This window comes from Streptomyces sp. NBC_00162, from assembly GCF_024611995.1.
Classification (GTDB): Bacteria; Actinomycetota; Actinomycetes; order Streptomycetales; family Streptomycetaceae; genus Streptomyces.
Map to the genome: position 1 here is coordinate 262,068 of NZ_CP102510.1, position 23,792 is coordinate 285,859.

Here is a 23,792-nt window from a genome sequence, read left to right on the forward strand (position 1 = left end):
CGAGGAAGGGGAAGGGAAGGGGGTGTCAGGCCCCGGGTCCGGCGTTCGCGCCCGAACCGGGACGGATCAGCAGTGCGGCCAGCAGCGCGACACCCGCGCACACCGCGCCCGCCGTGAAGCCCAGGGACATCCCGGACCGCGAGGCGACCGCCACCAGCATCGCCAGGCCCAGCGAACCGCCCAGCGTCTGTACGGCATTGAGCATGCTGGAGGCCGCTCCGGCGTCCCCGCGCCGCAGCCCGGACGTCGCCAGCACCGTCGGCGGGATCACGCAGCAGGCCATGCCCGCGCCCAGCAGGAGCAGCGGCGGCAGGATCCCGCCCGCGTACGAGGTGTCCGGCCCGAGCTGCGACAGCCACAGGTTGCCGGTCAGCAGCAGGGCGGCGCCCCCCGCCATCAGGTAACGGGCCCCCAGCTGGCGCTCCAGCCGTACGGCCGCCCACGCCATCACCGCCATCGTCGCGGCGAGCGGCGTGAGCGCGACCGCGGCGCCCAGCGGGCCGTAGCCCGCCTCCTGCTGGAAGTACCGGTTCAGGAAGAAGTACGCACCCATGATCGAACCGGGCACGGCCAGCGTCCCCACGTACGCGAGGACCCGGTTGCGGGACCGGAACAGGTGCAGCGAGACGATCGGATGCGCGGCCCGCCGCTCGACGCCCGCGAACACCGCGAACAGCACCACGGCGCCCGCCACGCACACCAGCGCCCGCACATCGCCGAGACCCTGCTCCGCCGCGCGCGCCAGCCCGTACACGAGGGCGGCCGCGCCCACCGCCGACAGCAGCGCACCGGCCACGTCGAAACGGCCCGGATTGCGGCGGGTCTCCGTGATCGCCACCGGCCCGAGCACCAGGATCAGCACGCCGAGCGGCACGTTCAGCAGCAGACCCCACCGCCACGAACTCAGACCGGACAGTGTCCCGGCCAGCAGCAGGCCGCCGGCCGTACTGACCGCGCCGGCCGCCGTGCACACGGCGATCGCACGCTTGCGCGGCGCACCCTCCTCGAACATGCTCAGCACCAGGGCCAGTCCGCTCGGCGCGGCCAGCGCCGCCCCGATGCCCTGGACCACCCGGATCGCGGTGAGCAGCTCCACGTCCGACGCGAGCCCGCGCACGGCGGCGGCCGCGGTGAACAGGGCCACGCCGGTGAGGAACACCCGGCGGCGCCCGAGGATGTCGCCGGCCCTCCCGCCGAGCAGCAGCAGACCGCCGAAGGCGAGCAGGTAGGCGTTCAGCACCCACGACGAACCGACGTCCGACAGCCCGAGATCGGCGCGCATGCCGGGCAGCGCGATGTTCACGATGGCGTCGTCGAGCTGGATCATCGCGTTGCACGAGGCGATGACGGCGAGGGCGAGCCCCGGCCGGGGGCGGGGGGTCTTGGGCGCGGGCGGTGCCTCCACGCGCGGTTCGAGCACGGGCGCGGACATGACCAGCCTCCTGAGGACGGCAAACAGACTCCGGACACGGGTCCGGTGCCGACACTGTCCCGCCGGCCCCTCGAGATCCCGCTGAGCCCAACCGGAGGCCTCGCGCCTACCGCCGCCCGCCGCCCGCCGGCCCGGAAAACGCGCTGTGCAGCCCAAACGCCCATGAGTACCGTGCGCACATGGATCACAAGGCCGACCACCCCGCCATCGACCGACGCGCCCTCGCCGCAGCGGCCGTCACCGTAGTCCTCTGGGCCTCGGCATTCGTCTCGATCCGCTCGGCGGCGGCGTACTACGCCCCCGGAGCGCTCGCCCTCGGACGCCTGCTGACGGCTTCCCTCGCCCTCGCGCTCGTCCTCGTGATCAAGCGGGTCCCGCTCCCGCCGCGCCAGGCCTGGCCCGGCATCCTCACCTCCGGAGTGCTGTGGTTCGGCCTCTACATGGTGGCGCTGAACTGGGGCGAGCAGGGCGTGGACGCCGGCACCGCGGCCATGGTCGTGAACATCGGCCCCCTCGTGATCGCCCTGCTCAGCGGCTGGCTGCTGAAGGAAGGCTTCCCCCCGATGCTGCTCGCGGGCATGGGAGTCTCCTTCGCCGGCGCGGCCGTGGTGGGCCTGTCCACCTCCGACGGCGGCTCCTCCTCCCTCGGCGGCGTGCTGCTCTGCCTGCTCGCCGCGCTCGCCTACGGCGCCGGTGTGGTCGCGCAGAAGCCCGCACTGACGTACGCGACCCCGCTCCAGGTGACCACGTACGGCTGCTTCGTCGGCACCGCCGTCACCCTCCCCTTCGCCTGGCAACTGCTGACCCAGCTCCCCGAAGCCCCGCTGACCGCCACCCTCAACATGGTCTATCTGGGCTTGTTCCCGACCGCCCTGGCCTTCACCACCTGGACGTACGCCCTCGCCAGGACCACCGCCGGCAAGATGGGCGCGACCACCTACGCGGTCCCCGCCGTCGTGGTCCTCATCGCCTGGATCGCCCTGGACGAGGTCCCCGGCGCCCTGACCCTCCTGGGCGGCGCGATCTGCCTGGCGGGAGTAGCCGTCTCCCGCAGACGCGGAGCCCGCCGCCCCACCCCGGCGCCCGCACACCGGTAGGCAGCAAGACAGCAAGGCAGTAAGGCAGTAAGCAACGGCGGAAGCGAGAACACCATGACCCCGCACCACACCACCGACGTCCAACTCCGGCAGGGCATCGCCTTCCGGGACCTGCACCACGGCCCCCGCCCGTTCGTCGTCCCCAACCCCTGGGACGCGGGCAGCGCACGCATCCTGGCCGCCTTCGGCTTCGCCGCCCTTGCCACCACCGGCGCCGGCCTCGCCCACAGCCTCGGCCGCCCCGACGGCACCGACCGGGTCAGCCGCGCCGAAATCCTCGACAACGCCCGCCTGATCGTGGAGGCCGGCGGCCTGCCCGTCACGGCCGACCTGGAGAGCGGCTTCGGCGACACCCCCGAGGACGTCGCCGAGACCATCCGCCTCGCCGCCGCCGCGGGCCTGGTCGGCGGCTCCGTCGAGGACTCCACCGGCCGCGAGGACACCGGACCCGAAGGAAGCCCGGTCCGCCCGCTCGCCGAAGCCGTGGAACGGGTGGCCGCCGCCGTGGAGGCCGCCGAGCGGCTGGACTTCCCCTTCACCGTCACCGCCCGCGCGGAGAACTTCTTCCAGGGCCGCCCCGACCTGGACGACACCATCCGCCGCCTCCAGGCGTACGAAGCCGCCGGCGCTCACGTGCTCTACGCCCCCGCCCTGCCCGACGCCGAAGCCATCGCCGCCGTCTGCTCCTCGGTGACCCGGCCCGTCAACGTCCTGATGGGCGGCGCCCTGAAGCTGTCCGTCGACGACCTCGGCGCCCTCGGAGTACGTCGCATCAGCACCGGATCCGCCCTGTCCCGCGCGGCACTCGGCGCCCTCACCCGGGCCGCCCGGGAGATCACCGAGTCCGGCACCTTCACCTTCGGCGCGGACACCCTCCCCTACGCCGACGCCAACACCCTGTTCACGGAGCCCACCGCATCCCGAGACGGTCGAGCTGTGTGACCCGCCACCCGCTCATCGACGGCTTGCTGCTCCGGCAGTTCGCGACGAAGACACCTAGCCCGAGCAGGGGCCCGTGCTCGGCGGGCCGCCCCGCGCGCCGGTGAGACCTTCGTGCACAGAGTCACCCGGGGCCGGTCGAACGGAGCGCCAGCGCATCGGCGTGGTGGACTCGTCGGCTGGCGTCCCCCTTTCTGCCTGTGCCGCGCAGGCCATCACTGCCCGCAGATGGCGCGGTTGGCGACCGAGACGCCGGGGGACGGCCATCTACTAGGTCAGGTGAGCGCCGGCCGCCCCACCTGGGCATCGCCCATCGTGCTGATGGGTGGCCAAGCGTTCGGCCCCCACCGCTCGCCCTCTCCATCTGGCGCCGTTAACGGCGGGCACGCCAGGTGGAAAACAGCCCCATGCCCACGCTGGTCACCACTGCGAACGCCTCAGCACCTGCAACGGCAAAAACGGCACAGGCCCCCGTGAGTAGGGCCAGCAGAGCGAGTAGATCGACCACTCGCTCGCGCAGCGTGGCAGGCGGTGCTGCGTCAGCGACGGGCGGACTGATTGAGGTGTTCTCTTGTTTGTCCATGCCTCCCAGCTCACCGTGCATCGAGGCCAACGCCCCTACGGGACGAACAATCTCGCAGCAAGCCGATCAACGCAGAACGGCGACGTACACTCGCGTGGTTCGGCCGAACACTGGCCTTGTCCGGCGCTGTTCGTGGGAGTTCGGTCTTGGGCACCTTGGAGGGCCGACGAGCTGGGGGGATGGGCATGGCGCAGGGAAGAGGGAGCGATGAACAGCGGCACGGGGACTTTGCAGATGCATTGGTAGCGTTTGCCTCTGACCTGACTCTCCTACGTATCGAGCACGGCAACCCCTCTTACCGGCAGATCGAGGCCCTTGCGCCGAAGGGACGACCCCTGTCCGCCTCCGCAGTCAGTGAGGCGCTGAACGGTAAGCGGCTCCCACGGTTGGACTTCCTCATCGCCCTGGTGGGCACCCTGCTGGCCTTCGGGGATCCTAATGATCGGCCTGTCCACCGGGACGACCCACGGCTCCGCGAGTGGAGATCTCGCTGGCAGAAGCTCGAGTTTCTGCGAGTCCAACGCAAGCGCACGGCTGCGTCTGAGCTTCCTGGCCCGGAAATTGAGAAGACGCGCAGCGACGGACCGCCTCCCAGCAAGGCGATACGCGAATACCACCCTGTCACGGAGACCATCCCGGACAACAGCCGCCAGGTTCCATCCGAGACAGCGTTTACGCCGTACGAGGAGGCCACCCCAGTCGATATCCGAGGCCAGGTGGCTGACCTACGCAACGTCAAAGATCAAATCTCACACGGCCCCAGCGAGTCGGCAACCCAGAGACAGCACGCCATGGGGAAGCTGACGGTTCGAGAGCGCATCGGTCTACTGCTCGACGAGCGGTCGTTCACTGAGGTCAACCCTCTGCGTCAGCACCAGGCCACCGGCTTCGGTATGGAGAACAAGGCTCCGTACACCGACGGGGTAGTCACCGGCTGGGGCACGGTCGAGGGCCGCACGGTCTTCGTCTACGGCCACGACTTCCGCATCTTCGGTGGTGCACAGGGGGAGGCGCATGCCGCAAAAATCCACGAGCTCATGGACATGGCCATCTCAGCCCGTGCACCGTTGGTATCCCTCCATGACGGGGGCGGGGCGCGCATCCAGGAGGGCTTGACTGCCCTTGCAGGCTACGGCGGCATCTTCCAACGCAACGCTCAGGCTTCGGGAGTAATCCCGCAGATCAGCGTAATTTTGGGTCCGTATGCCGGTGGCGCCGCTTGCTCACCGGCGCTCACCGACTTCGTCTTCATGGTCCGCAGTATCTCTCAGATGTTCATCAGCGGACCGGACGTGGTCCGAGCTGTCACCGGGGAGGACACGTCCCCAGACACCCTTGGCGGAGCCGATGTACACGCTGAAGTCTCCGGTACGGCCGCCTTCGTCTATGACGACGAACAGACCTGCCTGAACGAAGTACGCCAGCTACTTTCCCTGCTCCCGTCCAACAACCAGGAAGCGCCGCCGGCGGTGTCGGCTACCGACCGCCCTGACCGACGTTGTGAGGCATTGCTGGAACTGGTGCCAGCCGACAGCCACCGCTCCTATGACGTGCGCAAAGTCATCGAGACGATCGTTGACGACGGCGAACTCCTGGAAGTCCAGGAGCGGTGGGCGGCCAACGTCGTCTGCGCGCTAAGCCGTCTCGACGGTCAGGTCGTAGCCATTGTCGCCAACCAGCCATGGCGTTTGGCGGGGGTACTGGACACCGAGGCAACGGAGAAGGCCGCTCGCTTTGTGCAGTTTTGCGATTCGTTCAACATCCCCTTGGTGACCATGGTTGACGTCCCCGGCTTCCTGCCTGGTCTCGCTCAGGAGCACGGCGGCATCATTCGGCACACTGCCAAGTTGCTGTACGCCTACTGCAACGCCACCGTGCCGCGCATCCAGTTGGTCCTTCGCAAGGCGTATGGCAGTGCCTACGTCGTCATGGACTCCCGCTCCATCGGCGCCGACCTCTCCTTCGCCTGGCCCACCAACGAGATGGCTGTGATGGGCCCCGAGGGCGCCACCGATGTCATCTTCCGTAGGCAAATAGCTGAGGCCGACGACCCCGATGCTATGCGCGAAGATCTGGTCAAGAAGTACAAGCGCGAACTAATGCACCCTTACTACACTGCTCAGCGCGGTCTGGTGAATGACGTCATTGACCCTGCAGAGACCCGTGAGGTACTGATCCGCTCACTTGCGATACTCCGGACCAAGCGAGCCGGCATGCCGTCCCGCAAGCACGGCAACTCGCCGATGTGACGTAGTGCCTTCGCTTCGGCTCAATCCAGAACGCGGCGATGCTCCAGGCTAACCATGGTGAGCGCTCTGGCATGACTCCTGTTGCTTCTGAGTCGCTGATTTGAGAAAACCCGACCAGAGCAGACGACAGGACCGTCATCCCCAAAAGAACCGACGGCCCACGGCCGACCGATCGTGTTGCCGCGGACCCAGTCGCCGTCGGCCGTGCAGGGCTCATGCGGCTCCCTCATGCGGCGTGCCGGGTCGACTGGCTCTGCGCCCGTTGACGAAGGGCATGGTGGCGTTCCGCCTGGTGGCGAGGATCGCGCGGCCGGTCCCGGCGGGCTTTGGTGAGGCGCCTTGCAGTGTGACGCCGCGCACGCTCCAGCCGGTGAGCAGGGCGCCGAGGGTGGTCAGGAGCAGTGCGGGCTGACCGGCCTCTCTCGTCTCGAACGGCTTCGCCCCAGAGGCTGGCCTTCGCGACCGACCAGACGAGCGCCCAGCCGAACCGCAGCCCGCGGGTTCCCCAGGCGCTGCACGGCTTGCCGAGGATCTCGAGTGCGGCCGTGTGCGCGGGAGCGCCGCGGTCCGGCTTGGGTCGCACGGTGTAGTGGACCCGATTTCATCCAGTAATTAGCGCAAATGTTCGCTTTGGAACCCGGGAGTGGGCTGCCTTCGGGTGGCGGAGGGGATGGGTCGAGCTGGGGGGCGCTTCCCGTAAGGGTGAGCGGCCTGAGCGGGTGCGAGCGAGTCAACGTTGTGTGTAAAGAATTGCCTGTAGCGGTTGCGGGTTCTAAATAATGGGGAATATTTTGAAGTAAGAACCGGGAGGAGGTAGTCGTGACTCAGACTTTGGATCGTGAGGAAGCCCAGGTCAGAGCACTCTTTGACCGTGTCGAGAGAGTGGAGGCGGTTGCTGAGCAGATCGAGGAACAGCAGCCGGCCAATGCTTCGGAACTCCGGCATGTCGCTGAGGACGCACTCAGCAACGCTGAGCCGATTCGAGTGAAGACAGCGGCTTCTCTGCTCGACCTCAGTGATCGCACAGTCCGAGCCTGGGTCGAGGAGGGCGTGCTGGCGCTGGCAAGCGAGCACCCAAAGAGAGTCGACCCAGTCCGGCTGCACCAGGTTTTGCATCTCGTGAGAGATCTGCGGGCGGCGGGCCGGAGCAGAGACCTGCTCAGCGCTGTGTGGTATCGACTGCAAGATGCGGCTCTGCTTGATCGAGAAGACTTGGCGGCCAGCCTCGGACAGCTCCGAGAGGGCAAGGCCGAACCGGCTTTGACCGAAGACGAGGAACTGGCGGTTCGAGGCCACTAGGCTGCGTCGGTGTCCGTCATGGTTACCGTCACACCACTTGCTAAGCAGCAGATCGCAGGACTGCGCCGAACTGATCGCAGTTCATACGACCAGTTCCTGCAAGAGCTGAGGAGTCAGGGTTGCAAGGCGCTCGGGTACAGGCTCACGGGAGACGTGGTCGAGCACCTGTGCGTAAAGCACTTGGTTCGGTCTTTGCGAGTGGTAGTGGCCTTCACGGCTGAGGACGAGGCGACAGTGGTCCTCGTTGGGCCACACCAAGATGACGATCCACACATCGATGTCTACACGCTTCTCTATGCACTGGCTGGTCTGGAGCGCCCTCCCCAGGGAGAGCGTAAGAAGCCTGCCTGCTGCGGCGCCGGGGACGGTCTTCCGCCCTTCGCTGATCAGGACCTAGCTGATGACCTGGCGAATCAGGCTCGAGCTCTGCCTCGTGCGCGAGGCCAGAGGTCTCGCAGGCGCTGAAGTCTGCTGCGGCCACGCCCGGCAGGTGCGCTGCCATATGCCAACACTCCAACGGGCCGGTTCTCGCAGCGCAGTAAGCCCTGCGGGTGTAGCGGTCGGCGTAGGTGGCGTGTGGGACGCCGGGGTGGCCCACGACGACGGTCGTTGGCTTTCTCCTCCATCCCCTGCACGAAGGCGTTTGAGGCACTTGGAAGCCCTGTGTGGTCACAGGCGGCCGGATCCAAAGGAGAGCTGGGCGGACATGCGCCCACGCGTACGTCGCGACCGCGCTGCCGTCGGTCCTCAGAGCCTGTGTTGTGTAGAAGTAGGTGTTCCCGGCGCGGTCGTGTCGCCCGCGTAGCTCCTGATGGTGGCTGGCATCAGCCCGGGAGTACGGCGGCTCGCACGCGTTCGTGGATGTGTTCCACCTGCTGATTCGGTAGCCGCGATCGGGTCGCACAGCGCGGCGTCTGTGCATTGCCGCATGATGGGCGCGTTCGGGTCTGTGACCAGGGTGTCCGAGCCGGTGTCATTGAGGCGTCCCCCGGTGGCGACAGTCACCAAGGGGCGGATCTCCAGCTCGGTGGCCGTGACCGTGGTGGCCTTCGGATCGGTCGGCAACAGCCTGTTGTCAGGGGTCCTTGGCGACCACAGCGCATACGTACGCTCGCCGTCCGGGACGTTCGGGCAGAGCACGGCCAGCGAGTCGGACCTGCCACCCGTGCAGGTCCGGAGAAGCCGGGCTGTCAGCGCCCGGCGCTCGAGCCCAGGAACGATCCTCGGCGATCACCGGGCGCTGAAGACGCGAATACGCCATAAACCAGCCGGGCTCACCGAAAGTCGACTGGCCAGGACCGTTCGGCGGCGGGCTGAATGGGAGGATGTCCGTCCTCGTTCGTACCGCACGCGCGGCAGCCCTGTCCGCCGCGGTCGCCGTCGCCGTGTCCGCCGCCGCACCCCCGTTCGCACCCGCGCCTGCCGCGGCAGCGGCGCCCAAGCCGCCCAAGGCGTTCGTCGCGCTCAGCGACGTCGACCCGACCATCCGCCAGGAGATCCGCTACTACACGCCGAACAACTTCGTCGGCGTGCCGATCAACGGCTACCTCCAGCCGACCTGCATCCTCACCCGGCCGGCGGCCCAAGCCCTGCACCGCGCCCAGCGCGCCCTGCTGCGCCAGGGCTACTCCCTCAAGGTCTACGACTGCTACCGGCCGCAGCGCTCCGTCGACCACTTCGTCACCTGGGCCAAGGACCTCGACGACCAGGCCATGAAGGCCGAGTTCTACCCACAGGTCGACAAAAGCCGGCTGTTCGAAGACGGCTACATCGCCGAGCGGTCCGGCCACAGCCGGGGCAGCACCCTCGACCTGACCCTGGTGAAGCTCCCCGTCCGGCCCACCCCGCCCTACGATCCGGACCGGCCGCTCATCCCCTGCTACGCCGCCCAGGAGGACCGCGCGCCGGACAACTCCGTGGACATGGGCACCGGCTTCGACTGCTTCGACACCCTCTCCCACACCCTCGACCCCCGGATCCAGGGCGAGCAGAAGGCCAACCGGCTGCTCCTGAAGAGCACCCTCGAAACCGCGGGCTTCAAGAACCTGCCGGAGGAGTGGTGGCACTACACCCTGCGCGACGAACCCTTCCCCGACACCTACTTCGACTTCCCCGTGTCGAAGCCCGCCCGGTAGCGCCCCGGAGTGGTGCCGAACTCGCGGCTGAAGGCGTGCGAAAGGGCGTACGGGCTTCCGTAACCCACCCCGCGGGCCACGGCCGACAGCGAGTCGGCGGTGTCGCGGAGCCGGACGGCGGCCAGGTTCAGGCGCCACCAGGTGAGGTAGGCCATCGGGGGACGGCCCACCAGCGCGGTGAACCGCCGGGCCAGGGTGGGCCGGGACACCCCCGCCGCGGCGGCCAGCCGCTCGTTGGACCACGAGGCGGCCGGGTCCGCGTGCAGCGCCCGCAGGGCGGCGGCCGCCACCGGGTCGCCGAGGACGGCCGGCCACGCCCCGGTCCCGCCCTCGGCCGTCCAGGAGCGGATCATGTAGACCAGCAGCAGATCGAGCAGGCCCGGGACCGCGATGGCGGAGCCCGGCCGCAGCCCGTCCAGCTCCCGGCCCAGCAGGCCGATCGCGGACCGGAGTTCGGGAGCCGCACCCGCCCGGTTCGGCAGGTGCACGACCTCCGGCAGCTCCGCCATCAGCGGATGCGCCCGGCTGCGGTCCAGCCGGTACTTGCCGCACAGCAGCTCCACCACGCCCGCGCCGTCCCCGGCCGTCCGCAGCTCCTGCGCCCCAGCCGTCCGCAGCCCCCGCGCCCCGCCCGGCCCCGGCGCCCCGGCCCGCCGCTCCACTGCGGCCAGCCGCTCGAAGGGCACGGCCCGCTCCACGGCCGCCGCGTCGGCGGGGGAGTCGGCCATCACGTGCCCGGTGCCGTGCGGCAGCAGCACCGCGTCGCCCGGGCCCAGCTCGATGGGGGAGCCGCCGTCGGGAAGGAGCCAGCAGCTGCCCTCCAGCACGATGTGGAACCCGGCGCCTTCGTACGGCGCCAGCCGCGTGCACCAGCTCCCGCCCACCCGCAACCGGTCGGAGGAGGGCCGCCCGATCCGCACGGCCGAGATCGCGTCGCTCACCACGTCCATCCGGCCAGGCTAGCTGAGCCGCACGCGTATTCCCCTGAGCAAAACAGGTATTGAGAGGCTCACCGGCCCCTTCGTAGGGTCGAGGGCATGGAGAAGAACGAGAGTGAACAGCCCCTCGTGCTGGGGGACGTCGAGGTCATCCGGATCACCGAGTGGGCGGGACCGTTCGGCCCGGCCCGCGACCTCGTTCCGCAGTCCACGGCGGGGCTGTGGAAGGACAACGAGGACTGGCTGGCGCCGGACCACTGGCAGCCGGACCAGGACCTGGCGGTGATGGCCCTGCAGACCTGGGTCCTGCGCAGCGCCGGACGGACGGTCCTCGTCGACACCGGGGTGGGCAACGGACGTGAACGGCCCGGCTCGCCGGCCTTCCACCACCGGCAGGGAGACTTCCTCGACGGCCTGGCCCGGGCCGGGATCCGGCCGGAGGACGTCGACACCGTCGTCAACACCCACGTCCACGCCGACCACGTCGGCTGGAACACCCGTGACGCCGACGGGGAGTGGGTGCCGACCTTCCCCCGCGCCCAGTACCTCATCCCGGCGGCCGACGACTTCCACTTCGGGCCCGGCAACGCGTACGCGAAGGGCCTGCGCCAGGACGACCGGCTCATCTACGAGGACAGCATCGCGCCCGTCCACCGGTCCGGGCAGGCGGTCCTGTGGGACGGCACGCACCGCATCGACGAGCACCTCACCCTGGAATCCGCACCCGGCCACACCCCCGGCTCCAGCGTGCTGCGCCTCAGCTCCGGCACCGACCGGGCGGTCTTCGTCGGCGACCTCGTGCACAACCCGGTACAGATCCTCGATCCCGCCTGCAACAGCTGCTTCTGCCTGGACGCGGAGCAGGCGGTGGCCACCCGCCGCCGCATCCTCGAACGGGCCGCGGACATCCGGGAACTGGTGGTCCCCGCCCACTTCGGCGGCCCGGGAGCGGTGGAGGTCCGCAGGTCGGGCGGAGCCTTCACCCTGACACCCCACGGGAGGCGGTGAGCGGGCCGTCTCCCGGCACGCCGAAGACCCGCCGCGGGGCGCAGCGCGCGCCCCGCAACGGGTGATGCCTCTGCTCGATCTCTACCGGTTGATCTCTACCGGCGGGCGCACGTCCAAGCACCCATGCCCTGGATCGCAGCCAGCCGCCTGGCAGTGGCGATCTGCTCCGACTTCGTGGCCAGATCGGCCCGGGCGGCGTACCTGCGGCCACCCGCGGCCTTCCAGCTCGACTGGGTGAACTGCAGTCCGCCGTAGTGCCCATTGCCCGTGTTGGCACGCCAGTTGCCACCAGACTCGCACTGGGCGATCGCGTCCCAGTCGACGCGAGGTCTCGAGGCTGCGGCCGCATCGGCACTGGAAACGCTCAGTATGGCCTGACACAAGAGCACTGCGCACAGCAGTGCCGTGAAGGTGCTTCCGGTTCGCCGACTGTCCTGGAAACGAGACATCAGTGCTCCCTCCGCTGTCCACGACTTCTTGCCGTTCCCGGCGGCGTGCCGCGGCTGGGTTGCCGTGGCACGCCGTCCGGTTCAGTTGCCGGCAGCTCACGTTCCCTGTGGGTGTGGCTGCCGGATGGGGCTAGCGGCTGTGGTGGTGCCCGCGGCGGCCCCAGGACTCGGTGTCGACGACGCGTCCGCGGTCGTCGCGGAGGGTGGCGGTGTCGCGCTCGTCCCAAATCTGGTGGCGGCGGTTCTGGTAGAGGTCGTGGTGGGTGTCGCGTCCGTTGCCGGTGTGGACCTTGACGCTGGAGCGGCCGTCGAGGCGGAAGCCGTGGAAGCGGTAACGGTTCCCCTGCTTGTCGGTGAGGGTGAAGCCGCGCAGGTCGACCGAGTGCCGGCCGGTGTTCTTGACCTCGATCCATTCGCGGTTCAGGGCGCGGTTGTCGCGGCCGTGGCTGTCGTTCTGGACGTCGCCGATGACGATCGAGGAGTGCGGGCCACGGTGGCCGCGCCGGTCGTCGTCGTGGGCGGCGGCGGGGATGGCGGCCGCGCCGACCAGGGCGCCGGCGGCCAGCACCGCGGCGAGAAGACGGCGGGTGGCGGGAGAAGCAGACATGGAGACGACTCCTTCGAAAAGTCAGCCCGGTCCGGCCTCGTACAGGCCGGACGGACTCCGTGCGGTTCCCGGCGACCTGCCGGGGAGCCACACACTGGCTTCACTCACCGCCAAACACCCCAACCCGGGACCTGTGTTACCTAATACGGACATGTCCGTAACTCTCACTTGTAAGAGACACCCGTCAACCCCCCATTGACGGGCGCCCGTACGAGGGATCGAGACGGCCCGTGCGGCATCGGGGCCGGGGCCTTCCGCCCAAGCAAGCCGGCCACTCACGCCGCCCTGCGAGCGGTGCGCCGAATGGATTAAGGCCTCTGTAACAAGCACTTCTGCCATTTCTTCGCACGCCGGTACGCCATTCCGTTCTGACGTACGGGTACGACCCCGGCGAATGCCCGGAGGACGCGGCAACAGCGAGACGGGCCACTGCCGGGGAGCGCTACGCGATACTCGTCCCATGGAGTGGTTCGAGCAGGTCCGGGCAGCGGAACAGCTCGGCGATTGGGATACGGCCATCGCACTGGTCAGCGTCCGCGCCGAGTGCTACTCCACCGATTCCCACGCGCACGACAACCATCTGTGGCACATGCGGTTGCTCGTCTGTGCGGAGCGGTTCCCGGAACTCACGGAACTCGCACTCACGGACGTCCACGCGCGCCGCAGACTCAACAGATCGCTTCACGAACGGAAGATGGACGCCGCGCTGCGCCACCGTGCTCAGGACGGCGACAGTGGCGCCCTGTATCGCCTTGTCAGGTTGTTGTGCGAGACGGGTCGGGTCCAGGAGGCCTCTCGAGCGGTCCAGGATCTCGGCCCAGAGGATGCGTACGCGCAACAGCTCGTGGCCGGCTATCGAACGTCCTCGAGCGGGGCGCGGTAACGCTCTGCACCTGCGGCCCTGACCCGTCTCGTTCGAATCCCTTCCGCTCCCGGCAAGGCCGGTCGCAATGCCGTTCTGTGAACTCCCGACCGGTGCGGGCTACCAGAGCAAGATCTTTTGAAGTTCTTCTCTCCGGCCCCGTCCAAATCGGGTTCTGTTTGCCTCACCTGCTGCGACCGACCCACACGGGGCGGTCGTGAGGAGAACCGAGATGACGAACCTGACACCCCTGGCTACGCCCTGCCTGAACTGCGCCGCCCCCGTCGACCTGCTGGATTCTCAGGCCCGTGCCGGAGACGGCACGGCGGAGTACCTCGACCCGTCACGCTGGTGCGGCCGGTGCATGCGGTACCTGGACGACTGGGACCGGTTCTTCCTGCTCTACCAGCCACGGGTGCGCAACTACTGCCTGGACAGGCTCGAGGGACTCCTGCCGGACAACGAGGACTTCCGGCAGGTCGCGGAGGACATCGCTCAGGAGACGATGATCACTGCGCACCGGTGCTTCCGGCGCTGGGACCGCCCGGAGCGGGCGATCTGGCGCACGGCCCGCAACAAGGTCTACAAGAAGTGCGCGGCCTACCGCATCGTGACCACGGACGGCTTCACCATCACGATCAGGCACGCCTCCCCCGTCCTCCTTGAGGACTTCGGCCACGGCGCGACCGCGGACCCGGCCCAGGCGCTCATCGACAAGGTCGTCCTGTACTCCGCGCTCTCCCGGCTGCCCGTCCGGCAGCAGGAGGCCCTTGTCGTCCACAAGGCCTTCCAGGTCCCGGCGGCAGCAGCCGGCGACCTGCTGGAGCGGCCGGGATCGACGGTCAAGACGCAGGCACAGCGCGCACTCGAGGTTCTGCGCGAAGCCGCCGCGAAGGGAGCGCTCGTCATCCTGCCGGGCGGAGCCCTCGTGGGGCTGTACAAGGTGCTGGAACACGTCCCCTTCGACACGGTCTCGAACAGCGCCATCGACTTGCTCACCCAGCCCCAGGTGTACCCGGTGATGGTCGCCCTCGCGGCCAAGAAGGGAGTTCCCTACCTCCGTGACCTGTACCGCACCCACCTCGGTGACCGGTCCCGCACCCCCGGACTCACCCCCCGGCGCGACCACGCGTCCGACAAGCACCGGCACCGCGGCGAGCTCTGACACCTCCGAGCCCGCGGCTGTTCCACCCCGGTGCTCCCGCGCCTCAGCCTCCTCTGCCTCGGGTCCGGTCCCGAAGTCGACTTCGATGTCAGGCGGTCAGTTCTCGCGGGCCTCCGGGTGTGGGGGTGAGTTCGTGGCGGATGAACCACTCGGTGGCCAGGATCCTTTCCCGGGCCCTGGCCGGGAGCCCGGACAGCAGGCCGGGGAGGGAGCGGGCCCGGGCCGCTTCGGACTGGTGCGCATGGATGGCGGCCCACTTCTGTGCGATCCAGGGGCGGACATCGATGGTCGCGGTGATCATGTCGTCGGGGACGGTGCGCAGACGCTTGCCCACGCCCGCGACCAGGTCGCCCAGGTCGCGGGCTCCCGAGTGGGGGTGTGCGGAAAGGCAGAGGGCGCTCGGTTGCCATGGAGGGCCGGCTTGCGGGTAGAGGTCCTCGAGCCCGGCGGCATGTACGGCCAGGAGGACGACCTGGTGGGTTCGGATGTGATCGGGGTGGCCGGAGGATCCGTAGGCGTCGTGGGTGAGCACGATGTCCGGGTGGAAGGCGCGCAGGTGGGCGACGACGCGTTCGACGGCCTCGTCGAGCGGGGCGTCGCAGAGCCGCGGTTGGCCGGGCGCCGAGGACGGAATCCGGTGATCGGCGTAGCCGAGCATGCGGGGTTCCCCGGCCCCGAGGATGCGCAGGGCTTCGGCGAGTTCGCCGGCGCGGTGGCTGTCGGGGGACCAGGTGGCGGTAACGACGGCTGTGTGGGCGCCGGCTGCGGCATGCTGGGCCAGGACTCCGCCGGCCGCCAGGGATTCGTCGTCGGGGTGGGCGAAGACGCCCATCAGGCTCGGCACGGTCACGGGTTCTCCAGGGAGATGAGAGGAGGCCTTCCGTGGGCACGGCCGGCGTGTCGTTCAAGGCGGTGGGCCCGCGCGGCCCCGCTCGTGGCCTCATAGGCACGCACGGGCGGCAGGCTCCTGATGATGCCGGGCCACACGGCGTTCAGGGCCAGGGCAGTTGGGGTGAAAACGGGTCCCAGGCAGGCCAGGGAGTGGGGGTCGTGCCACTCCCAGCGTTCGAACAACATCGGCTCCCGGTTGGCCGGCTCTCCGCTCCAGGCGGCGATGCGGACGACCGCGGTCAGACGGGGCAGGCCCTGGGCGTCGTCCAGGAGCACGCTCAGCAGATGCGCGTCTGACTCCGCGGCGAGGAGGCCGGTCTCCTCGGCGAGTTCGCGTACGGCCGCGGCCTCGAATCCCTCGCCGGCGGCGTTCTTCCCTCCGGGCAGCTCCCACATCCCGCGGGTGGAGCGGCCCAGCAGAACACGGCCCGCAGGGTCGGTGACCATCGCGTACGCGCCGGTCAGCGCGTGCCCGGTGGTGGGGCCCTTCTCCGCGGCCGTGGTGTGCGCGTGGCAGGGCCCGCGCAGGACCAGCATCGCCAGCTCATCGGCAGGCAACCGCCCGGCATGCTCCCAGCCGGAGGTGAGCACGCCGATCTCCGCCTCGTCGAGCGCGATGTCGCGTCGCTCCTCCGGGGTGTTCTCCTTCAGCGGCGTGATCACCACGACCGTGCCACCGGGCCGCAGCCGCTCGCCGAGCCCGTGGAGGATCCTGGTGCGGTCCCGCAGGAAGGGATAGACCAGCCTCAGGGTGATCACGTCGTAGCCCTCGTCGCTCAGCCCGGCAGCATCGCCCGTCTCGATATCCAGCTCCAGCCACCGCACGCGGCCGGCTCCCGCGTGCTCGGCGCGCGCTCGGTCGACGGCGCTCGCGGCGTAGTCCACGGCGTCCACCTGATAGCCGAGGCCGGCCAGGAACACGGCGAGTTCCCCGGTCCCGCACCCCAGTTCCAGGGCCCGCCCGCCCTCCGGGGCGGGGACGTGCTCCGTGAGCAGGGCCCGTTCCCTCTCCCTGAGCGGCCGGAAGCCCTTCCCAGCGGCGTAGTGCTCGTGCCATTCGTCCTGCCTGACATACCCCAAGTGAGCTACTCCTCCGTGTGGTGGTGAAGGGTTCAAGGACGCCGGTCTTCGCGGAGATGCGCCAGGCCGACTTCCAGCCACCGGGCGCCTGCGTACCCCGCGCTGCGCCGCACCACCTCAGCCCCAGCCCATCTCGGTGTAGAGGCGCCCGGCCTGGATCCCTTCGATCGCGGCCTTCGTGTAGGGGACGATCGGCTCGGGCAGGGCGTGCGGGCTCCACCAACCCCAGGACAGGCACTTGTCCGGCTCCCGCACCCGCGGGGTACCGCTCCACCGCCGCGCCCGGAACACGAGCTGCAGCCTGGGACGGGTGCCGGGCTCGTCGATCACATGGACGAGGTGCGCGAGCACGAGGTCGCCCGGGTCGATCCTCAGCCCGGCTTCCTCCCACGCCTCCCTGACCAGACCGGCGCTCGCTGCCTCCTGCTCGCAGTGGCCCGCCAGATAGTGGTGCGTGTCGCCTGCGTACGCGGAGTCGGGGTGGCGCCTCCCCAGGAGGACCCGTCCCTCCGGGTCTTCCAGATGCAGATGGACCCCGACGACGTTCAAAACAGCGCTCATGCCCCGCCTCCCGCGACCGCGCCACCGCGCCGTGTTCCGCCGTTGTCCGGCGGCGTCGCGGGTACCACCTCGTCCGGGCGGCTGTCGGCCGGGGCAGGCAGGGGCGCGGCGGGGGCGGGAGCGGGCATGGACCGCAGCGTGCGGACGGGAGAGAAGTACAAGACTGTGCAGGGGACGACCAGAGCGAGCGCGCCGACCGCGAGGGCGGTCCGTACGCCGAACCGGCTTCCGATCCCACCGGCGATGACGGCCGCCAGCGGGCGGGAACCGGCGGTCAGCCACGTGGAGACCGCCTGCATACGGGCCTGCATGCCGGCGGCCGCGACACATTGACGAATGGAACGCTGCGTCGTGCCGGCCATGCCCGCGCAGCACAGCTGCACGAAGAGCGCGACCGCGACGGCGATCTGCCATCCGAAGCCGCGGCGGGCGAGGAGCAGCGGAAGCTGGACCGCGGGCGTGACCATCAGGGCCGCGAGCATCATCGGGCCGGGACCGTACCGTCGCGTCATGGCCGGTGCGAGCAGGGACCCCGCGGCGGCGCCGAGCGCGCCCAGACCCATCACCGCGCCGAAGGCGCCCGCCGGCATGGCCAGTTCGCGCAGCAGGTACAGCGCCCACAGGGTATTGAGCAGGCCGAGGCCGAGCGAGGTAGTGGCGTTGACCAAGGTCAGCGTGCGCAGGGTGACGTCAGCGAAGACGTAGTGCATGCCCTCGCGGATCTCCTCGCTCAGGCAGCCGGTCCTGTGATCCGCAACGAGAACCTCGGAGACCTCGTCCTTCTTGATCCGGGCGGTGCACCAGGCACTGATCAGGTACGAGAGCACGTCCACGAGCAGGGCCCGGGCTGTCCCGACCAGACCGGCGAGCGCCGCCCCGAGCTGTGTGCCGCACACTGCGGCGATGGCGAAGAGCGCCCCGATGCGGCTGTTGCCCTTCTGGATCAGGGAACGGTCCACCAGCGCCGGCACGATGCTGATCGCCGCGGCGTCGTGCATCATCGTCGCTGTCGCGTTCACCACGGCGACGACCATGAGCTGGCCCATGGTCAACGCTCCTGAAGCGGCGCCGAGCGGCAGGGACAGCACCGCGCAGGCGCTCACCAGGTCACCGCAGATCATCACCATCCGCTTGGGCCTGCGCTCGGCGATCACCCCCGCGTACAAGGCGAACAGCAGCGGGGGCAACTGACCGACCACAGCCAGCAGCGCCACCTGGCCGGTGGAGGCCTCCAGCTCGATCACCGCCAGGAGCGGGATGACCACGATGCTCAGGGACGATCCCGCGACCGATGCCGCCTCACCTGCGAGGTACAGGCGGAACGCACGGCGGCGCCACAGCGACGACACCTCCGCTGCCGGCTCCTGTGATGAAGACCGGGCGTCAGGCAGCGTGTTCACGCAGGCCCTCCGGTCCGCGTTGCTCCCGGCAGGTCCGAGGGGAACGCGGCGGTGCTGTAGAGGGTGCCCGCGACGTACTGGTCGAGGACGGCATGGGCCAGGGGATGGCAGTCGGCCGGCAGACCGCCGGGATCCGCCCACACCACCTCGCTGTGCAGACCGGGCGCGGCGTTCCGTGGCTCCCCCGCCCAGCGCTGTGCGGTGAAGATGGCGCACAGCCGGCCCGCGCCCGACTCGCATCGGTGATGCAGCAGGCCCGCGAACTCGATGTCCTGCGACTCCACACGGATGCCGAGGCTCTGGAGGGCCTCACGGCGCACCGCCGTGTCCAGCCATTCCGCTGCCTCCAGCCGCCCCCCGACGAGGGCCAGCCGGCCCCGGTCGACGCCGGAGGCGTGACGCACCAGAGCCGTCCTGCCGTCGGGGCGAAGCGCAACCAGGACGACGCTGGTGAGGGGCCGGTAACCAGGTCCGCGGAGAACAGGTTCCGAGGCGTTCTGTTCGACTGGGACCGGGGTTGTGCGGGGGGTGAGCGTTGTCGGCAAAGGTCCTCCCAGGACGCCGGAACCGAGCAGTGCTCGAACAACCCGCCACCCCTGGGTGCCGTAACGGCCCCGGGAGGGCGAAAACTTCGAACGTGATTGCGGGATCGTTGTCCAAGCCAGTCCCCTCGGGCATGGGCACGTTTGAACTCACACGTTCGAGTGGCCGCGGCGGCGCAGCACCCCATCAGGGACTTGCGCGGCCCCTCGGACAGCAGTTGGCCGGCTCCCGCCGGGAGGGGAACGGGCGCTGGCCCGTGCCGCCGGACGCGGAGCAGACGTCAGCGGGTAACAGTTCCACCGGACCCAGTGAGTACCGTCTGTTCATGCGCAGCATCGGGCTGGAACAGCAGCGGGGCCATGTGCTCCTCATAGCGGGGGACATCGCCGTGAGGCGCCGAGGTGTCCAGGTGGCGCCGAGCGCCAACTTGGCCGCGATGGGCGTCGTGCCGGTGTCAGCGGTGCTGAACAGCGATGTCGCCTGTGACACGACGTACCTGGACGGGGCACGGGATCCGAACACGGTGCTGACGCGCCTGCGGGCGGCGGCGGCAACGCCGGGTCCGCTGCTGGTCTACCTCACGGGCCGGCTGACGGCCGACCGGCGGGGCAGCCGCATGCATCTGGCGCTCGCGGGGACGACGGCCGCCACGGTGCGCTACACGGCGCTGCCCTGGGAGTGGCTGGGGGCGGAGCTGCGTGACCGTCCGGCCGGGCTGACCACGGTGCTGCTCGATCTCGTGGCGGACAAGGCGGCGTGGCCGCTGCTCCAGGAGTACGGCAGCCTGCCCGCCTCCCCGTCCGCGGAGGTGTACGGCGTCGTCTGCCCGCCCGGATGGAACGGCCTGGGCCCGGTCGTGAGCAGCTACACCCGGGCCTGGATCGACCAGCTCCGGGCCAGCCCCACCCGGCCCACCAACCTGCAGCTGCATGCCCTCGCGGTGGGCGCGGCCAACCTGCCGCCCGGCGTCCTGGTCCTTCCCGGCGCCCGCGAGCTCAGCGGCGTAACGACCGCGCCCGGAGCGGCTTCAGGCGTGTCCGCGCGGTCGGCGCCCGGGCACAGCAGCCCCGGCGCCGAACCGACCCAACCCGTCCCTCTTCCGGGTGATGAACTCCAGCGCGGACAGCCGCAGCCGCAGCACACCCCACCCACCGCCCCGATCGACGATCCGCGACCGCACATCCACGCCCTGGCCACCGCAGGCCGGCACTCCGAGGCAGCGATGCTCGCGCAGGCGTGGGAGCAGTACGTCCATCAGACGCACGGTTCCTCGTCGACCGAGGCGCTGCACTGGGTGGAGATCCGGGCCGACCTCGCCCGGATGGCGGGCGACTTCCGGCTCGCGACCCAGCTGTGGTCCAGCGCGGCCCGCACCCGTCTGGGCTGCCACGCCCCGGACGCCGCCGAGGTGCATGCCGCAGCCGCCGGCGCCCTCTACTGCTGGACCCAGCTCAAGGACCCGGACGCGGCCCTCGACACGGGGCCCGACCTCATCCGCCTCCTGCGCGTACTGCCGGCCCTCGATCCCCGGCACCTGCAGCTCGCCCAGCACCGCCTGGAGTTCCTGCACCGCGCACCGAGCCGGCACTGAACGCCGTGCCACGCATCCGGACGTCAGGCCTCGTCGCCGTCGTCGTGCAGGCGCCGGTCGAGGTCGCTCACCCACCGCTGGGCCCAGGCGCGCAGCTCGGCCGTGTCGTCCTCGGTGAGGCCGTAGGCGGCGAATTCTTCGTCGTCGGCCCAGTCCGCGCCGGAGAGGCGGTCGCGGAGGTCGTGGAGACGGAACTCGTCGCGGCCATGTCGCCTGCCGAGGCGCTCCAGCTCGTTGGTGGTGCGGTGGCGTGAGGCCGCGTGTACGTCGATGAGGTCGCGTACGGCGCCGCGGTCGGCCAGGGCGCGGACCTTGGTGCCGATGACGGAGTCGAAGGCGAGGACCGGCCCATACTCGGTCTGGGCGGGGGGCGTCCAGAAGTGTTCCTTGAGGATGTCCACCTCGCACTCCTCGCCGGTGTCGGGGTCGGCGGCCATCAGGCGGGCCGACAGCGCGTCCACGTCGATCACGCGGACCTGCCAGCCCCGTGTGGCCAGGCCCTGCTCCAGGCTCGTGACGATCTCCGCCATCGGAGCCGGGTTCTCGGTGGCGACGTCGAGGTCCTGGCTGAGCCGCTCGACGAGGCCGTGGGCCTGGACGGCGTACCCACCCGTGATCACTAGTGGGTACGGGGCGCCGATGTCGAGAACGGCGGCCAGCAGCCGCTGGTGCAGGTCGCTCAGCTTCACGCCGCGGCGGACCTCGCGCTCGCGAGCTCGGGGAACGCTTCCTCCCAGACCTGCCGCACATGCCTGCTGACCAGGGTGCGCAGGATCGGCCACTGGGCCAGGAGGAGGTCGCGGTTCAGCAGGGTCACGAGGTCTTCGTGCTGCCCTTCTGCCAGGACGGTGCGGTACAGGCCCATGCGAAGGCGCGGGCGGTCCAGGTCGTAGGCCCGCAGTCCGGACCAGGCCACGTGCAGTGGCAGCTCGACCACGCCGTTCCGCGGACCTGCGAGTTTCTCCAGCGAGGCGGGCAGCCGGCCCGCGTACCGGGCGTGCAGTACCTCGGCGGCCGAAGGCGCCGCGCTGCTGGAGGAGAGCGTGACCATGGACCCGATTATCCCGCGTCCCGCCCGTCTCCGGTACCGCAGACGCGGTACACCGCCCCGTCGGCTACACCACGAGTCCCGCCTGTGGCTTATCCGGCCTACGCGAGGCACAGTTGCCGAGTTCCTCGCGCTCGGTGCGGCGCCTTGAGGACTTGAGGAGGAGGGCGGCGGCTCGGGGTCCGGTGCGTGGTTCAGAGTGCCTGGAGCTGGGTGAGCAGTTGCAGGGTGTCGGAGTTGAGCCAGTACTCGACGAACTTGCCGTCTCGCATGCGGAGGGTGTCGGTGCCGGTGAAGGTGACCCGGGTCCCGGGCTCGGCCCTGGCGCCGGGGAAGCCGCCGGCGTAGGTGCCGGTTGCCGTCCAGCGGACGGACGCGTAGCGGCCGTCGACCAGCGGGTCGACCTGCAGGGTGAAGCGCAGGTCAGGGAAGGCCGCGCGGGTCTGGCCGATCCAGGCGACCAGGCCGTCGACGCCTCTGATGGAGCTGCCGTCTCCGCCGTCCAGGAGTGCGGCGTGGACCCGGAAGTCGGGAGAGATGATGCCCGGCGCCCGGGCGGAATCGCCGTTCCAGAGGTCGAGCCATGCGTCGAGCATCGCCTTCGGCTTCTTCGCACCCTCGCGGTGGTCTTGGGCGGCGACCGTCCGATCGGCCGCGGTGGTCGGCGAGGTGTGCGCGACGGCACTCGTGGACGTGAGGGCCAGGGCGGCGATCGCGGCGGGGATGAGCAGCCGTGCGCGGTAGCGACGGGTGGTGTGGGTGGCGGTCATGGCATTGCCTCGCGTTTCCGGTAGGGGGAGGGGGAGGAGGAGGGGGAAGGAAGGGAGCGTGCGAGCAGTGGCGACGGGCGGGTGCGCTACGGGTTCAGCACGACCTTTCCGGCGACGGTGCCGGACTCGGCGAGCCGCATGGCGTCGGCGATGCGGGCGAGGGGGAGCTCTGCGGCGATCTGGGCAGTGATGTCGCCGCGCTTGAGGGCCGCGAAGACCTGGGTGAGGTCGGCGCTCAACCGGGTCCGGAACCGGTTCTTGGCGTAGGCGCGGCCGGCCCAGACGTTGAAGAAATAGGCGCGGCGGCGGTTGGGCAGCGTGTTCCACAGCCACACCCGGCCGAGCAGCTTCAGCACGGGCCACGAACCCGAGCCCTCGTCGTCCCGGGTGGAGGCGCTGCCGTACGAGACGAGCGTGCCGCCGGGTGCGAGCAGGTGCCACGAGTCGACCGCGCTTCGGCCGCCGACGTGGTCGAAGACGGCGTCCACGCCGCCGGGGGCGAGCTCGCGGACGCGCTGGGGGACGTCTTCGGTGCGGTAGTCGACGGGGATCACGCCCTTGGCCCGCAGAGCGGCGTGGTGGCGGGCGGAGGCGGTGCCGATCACCTTCGCGCCGGCGGCGAGGGCGAGCTGGACGAGGACCGTGCCGACGCCGCCGTTGGCGCCGTGCACCAGGACGGTCTGGTCGGCCTTGACGTGGGCCTTGCGGTGCAGCATCTGCCAGGCGGTGATCCCGTTGACCACCACGGTCTCCGCCTCGGCCGCGCCGACCCCCTCGGGCACCGGTACGACATCGGCGGCGTCGACGACGACGTGGCTGGCCCAGCCGCCGACCTTGACCAGCGCGGCCACCCGCATGCCGGCCAGGCCGGGCTCGACGCCGTCGCCCGTCGTCAGGATCGTGCCGACCACGTCGTAACCGGGCACGAAGGGGAACGCCGGCTGGTCGTAGTAGCGGCCGCGCCGCATCTGCTGCTCGGCGAAGGAGACGCCGGTGGCCTCCATCCGGATCACGACCTGGCCCGTGCCCGGGACGGGGACGGCTCCGTGCCGGATCTCCAGGCCCTCGGGCTCGACCTTGCCCGGCAGGACGATCTCGACGAGTTCCTCGGTGTTCATGTTCATGGCGACCTCCGGTGCGGCTGC

At 70.1% G+C, this 23,792-nt stretch carries 22 protein-coding genes; 9 read left to right on the top strand and 13 right to left on the bottom strand.

All coding sequences use genetic code 11. The features are described 5' to 3' along the window. Nucleotides 1-25: 25 nt before the first annotated feature. Complete coding sequence (locus JIW86_RS40800) at nucleotides 26-1,432, bottom strand: MFS transporter (RefSeq protein ID WP_215143683.1); 1,407 nt, start codon at nucleotides 1,430-1,432, stop codon at nucleotides 26-28. A gap of 179 nt (nucleotides 1,433-1,611) precedes the next feature. On the opposite strand from JIW86_RS40800, the gene JIW86_RS40805 reads away from it, so the two are divergent. The 5 genes from JIW86_RS40805 (at nucleotide 1,612) to JIW86_RS40825 (ending at nucleotide 9,734) form a co-directional block, all read left to right on the top strand. After that, nucleotides 1,612-2,529, top strand: a complete 918-nt coding sequence (locus JIW86_RS40805; protein ID WP_257559778.1) for a DMT family transporter — start codon at nucleotides 1,612-1,614, stop codon at nucleotides 2,527-2,529. A 54-nt stretch (nucleotides 2,530-2,583) separates the two neighbouring features. After that, the gene (locus JIW86_RS40810; protein ID WP_257559779.1) at nucleotides 2,584-3,471 is read left to right on the top strand and encodes an isocitrate lyase/PEP mutase family protein; all 888 of its coding nucleotides are present in this window, start codon (nucleotides 2,584-2,586) and stop codon (nucleotides 3,469-3,471) included. A 1,284-nt stretch (nucleotides 3,472-4,755) separates the two neighbouring features. Beyond that, nucleotides 4,756-6,300 carry an acyl-CoA carboxylase subunit beta gene (locus JIW86_RS40815; protein ID WP_257559884.1) on the top strand — a complete coding sequence of 515 codons (1,545 nt, stop codon included), beginning with the start codon at nucleotides 4,756-4,758 and terminating at the stop codon, nucleotides 6,298-6,300. Nucleotides 6,301-7,119: 819 nt separating this feature from the next. After that, a complete protein-coding gene (locus JIW86_RS40820; protein ID WP_257559780.1) occupies nucleotides 7,120-7,599 on the top strand; it encodes a helix-turn-helix domain-containing protein in 480 nt (159 codons plus the stop codon). Nucleotides 7,600-8,924: 1,325 nt separating this feature from the next. Then, complete coding sequence (locus tag JIW86_RS40825) at nucleotides 8,925-9,734, top strand: M15 family metallopeptidase (protein ID WP_257559781.1); 810 nt, start codon at nucleotides 8,925-8,927, stop codon at nucleotides 9,732-9,734. Here the strand turns inward: JIW86_RS40825 and JIW86_RS40830 are convergent. Then, on the bottom strand, nucleotides 9,698-10,684 hold the full coding sequence (locus JIW86_RS40830; RefSeq protein WP_257559782.1) for an AraC family transcriptional regulator: 987 nt from the start codon (nucleotides 10,682-10,684) through the stop codon (nucleotides 9,698-9,700). The genes JIW86_RS40825 and JIW86_RS40830 overlap by 37 nt on opposite strands. A gap of 87 nt (nucleotides 10,685-10,771) precedes the next feature. Between JIW86_RS40830 and JIW86_RS40835 the strand changes: the two genes are divergently transcribed. Further along, nucleotides 10,772-11,680 carry an MBL fold metallo-hydrolase gene (locus tag JIW86_RS40835; protein WP_257559783.1) on the top strand — a complete coding sequence of 303 codons (909 nt, stop codon included), beginning with the start codon at nucleotides 10,772-10,774 and terminating at the stop codon, nucleotides 11,678-11,680. Between the two features lie 95 nt (nucleotides 11,681-11,775). Here the strand turns inward: JIW86_RS40835 and JIW86_RS40840 are convergent, their stop codons facing one another. Both JIW86_RS40840 and JIW86_RS40845 read right to left on the bottom strand, forming a co-directional pair. After that, nucleotides 11,776-12,129, bottom strand: coding sequence for a transglycosylase family protein (locus JIW86_RS40840; protein WP_257559784.1), 354 nt, complete (start codon nucleotides 12,127-12,129; stop codon nucleotides 11,776-11,778). 130 nt (nucleotides 12,130-12,259) lie between these two features. Then, nucleotides 12,260-12,736, bottom strand: a complete 477-nt coding sequence (locus JIW86_RS40845) for a lamin tail domain-containing protein (RefSeq protein WP_215143665.1) — start codon at nucleotides 12,734-12,736, stop codon at nucleotides 12,260-12,262. A gap of 460 nt (nucleotides 12,737-13,196) precedes the next feature. Here JIW86_RS40845 and JIW86_RS40850 point away from each other — a divergent pair, with 460 nt between their 5' ends. Next, nucleotides 13,197-13,619: a hypothetical protein gene (locus JIW86_RS40850; protein ID WP_257559785.1), complete on the top strand. Its 423-nt coding sequence runs from the start codon at nucleotides 13,197-13,199 to the stop codon at nucleotides 13,617-13,619. A gap of 211 nt (nucleotides 13,620-13,830) precedes the next feature. Beyond that, nucleotides 13,831-14,763: an RNA polymerase sigma factor gene (locus JIW86_RS40855; protein WP_257559786.1), complete on the top strand. Its 933-nt coding sequence runs from the start codon at nucleotides 13,831-13,833 to the stop codon at nucleotides 14,761-14,763. A gap of 88 nt (nucleotides 14,764-14,851) precedes the next feature. Here JIW86_RS40855 and JIW86_RS40860 read toward each other — a convergent pair whose 3' ends face one another. From JIW86_RS40860 to JIW86_RS40885, 5 genes are all read right to left on the bottom strand, one after another. Then, entirely contained in the window at nucleotides 14,852-15,613 is a 762-nt protein-coding gene (locus JIW86_RS40860) for a PIG-L deacetylase family protein (protein ID WP_257559787.1), read from the bottom strand. Next, nucleotides 15,610-16,734 (bottom strand): bifunctional class I SAM-dependent methyltransferase/NUDIX hydrolase, encoded by a 1,125-nt coding sequence (locus tag JIW86_RS41880; protein ID WP_322975636.1) that lies wholly within the window; start codon nucleotides 16,732-16,734, stop codon nucleotides 15,610-15,612. Before JIW86_RS41880 ends, JIW86_RS40860 begins: the two co-directional genes overlap by 4 nt. A 117-nt stretch (nucleotides 16,735-16,851) precedes the next feature. After that, nucleotides 16,852-17,295 carry an NUDIX hydrolase gene (locus JIW86_RS40875; RefSeq protein ID WP_257559788.1) on the bottom strand — a complete coding sequence of 148 codons (444 nt, stop codon included), beginning with the start codon at nucleotides 17,293-17,295 and terminating at the stop codon, nucleotides 16,852-16,854. Further along, nucleotides 17,292-18,695 carry an MFS transporter gene (locus JIW86_RS40880; protein ID WP_257559789.1) on the bottom strand — a complete coding sequence of 468 codons (1,404 nt, stop codon included), beginning with the start codon at nucleotides 18,693-18,695 and terminating at the stop codon, nucleotides 17,292-17,294. Before JIW86_RS40880 ends, JIW86_RS40875 begins: the two co-directional genes overlap by 4 nt. Then, entirely contained in the window at nucleotides 18,692-19,240 is a 549-nt protein-coding gene (locus JIW86_RS40885) for an NUDIX domain-containing protein (RefSeq protein ID WP_257559790.1), read from the bottom strand. The genes JIW86_RS40880 and JIW86_RS40885 overlap by 4 nt, the downstream gene beginning before the upstream one ends. A 323-nt stretch (nucleotides 19,241-19,563) precedes the next feature. Here JIW86_RS40885 and JIW86_RS40890 point away from each other — a divergent pair, with 323 nt between their 5' ends. Further along, nucleotides 19,564-20,829 (top strand): hypothetical protein, encoded by a 1,266-nt coding sequence (locus tag JIW86_RS40890; RefSeq protein WP_257559791.1) that lies wholly within the window; start codon nucleotides 19,564-19,566, stop codon nucleotides 20,827-20,829. 23 nt (nucleotides 20,830-20,852) lie between these two features. On the opposite strand, the gene JIW86_RS40895 is transcribed toward JIW86_RS40890, so the two are convergent. The 4 genes from JIW86_RS40895 to JIW86_RS40910 all read right to left on the bottom strand — a co-directional run bounded on the left by JIW86_RS40895 (nucleotide 20,853) and on the right by JIW86_RS40910 (nucleotide 23,765). Then, complete coding sequence (locus JIW86_RS40895; protein ID WP_257559792.1) at nucleotides 20,853-21,518, bottom strand: nucleotidyl transferase AbiEii/AbiGii toxin family protein; 666 nt, start codon at nucleotides 21,516-21,518, stop codon at nucleotides 20,853-20,855. Further along, entirely contained in the window at nucleotides 21,515-21,880 is a 366-nt protein-coding gene (locus JIW86_RS40900; RefSeq protein WP_257559793.1) for a hypothetical protein, read from the bottom strand. Before JIW86_RS40900 ends, JIW86_RS40895 begins: the two co-directional genes overlap by 4 nt. A 191-nt stretch (nucleotides 21,881-22,071) precedes the next feature. Continuing rightward, complete coding sequence (locus tag JIW86_RS40905) at nucleotides 22,072-22,647, bottom strand: ester cyclase (RefSeq protein ID WP_257559794.1); 576 nt, start codon at nucleotides 22,645-22,647, stop codon at nucleotides 22,072-22,074. 86 nt (nucleotides 22,648-22,733) lie between these two features. Further along, nucleotides 22,734-23,765 (bottom strand): medium chain dehydrogenase/reductase family protein, encoded by a 1,032-nt coding sequence (locus tag JIW86_RS40910; protein ID WP_257559886.1) that lies wholly within the window; start codon nucleotides 23,763-23,765, stop codon nucleotides 22,734-22,736. Between the last annotated feature and the right edge of the window lie 27 nt (nucleotides 23,766-23,792).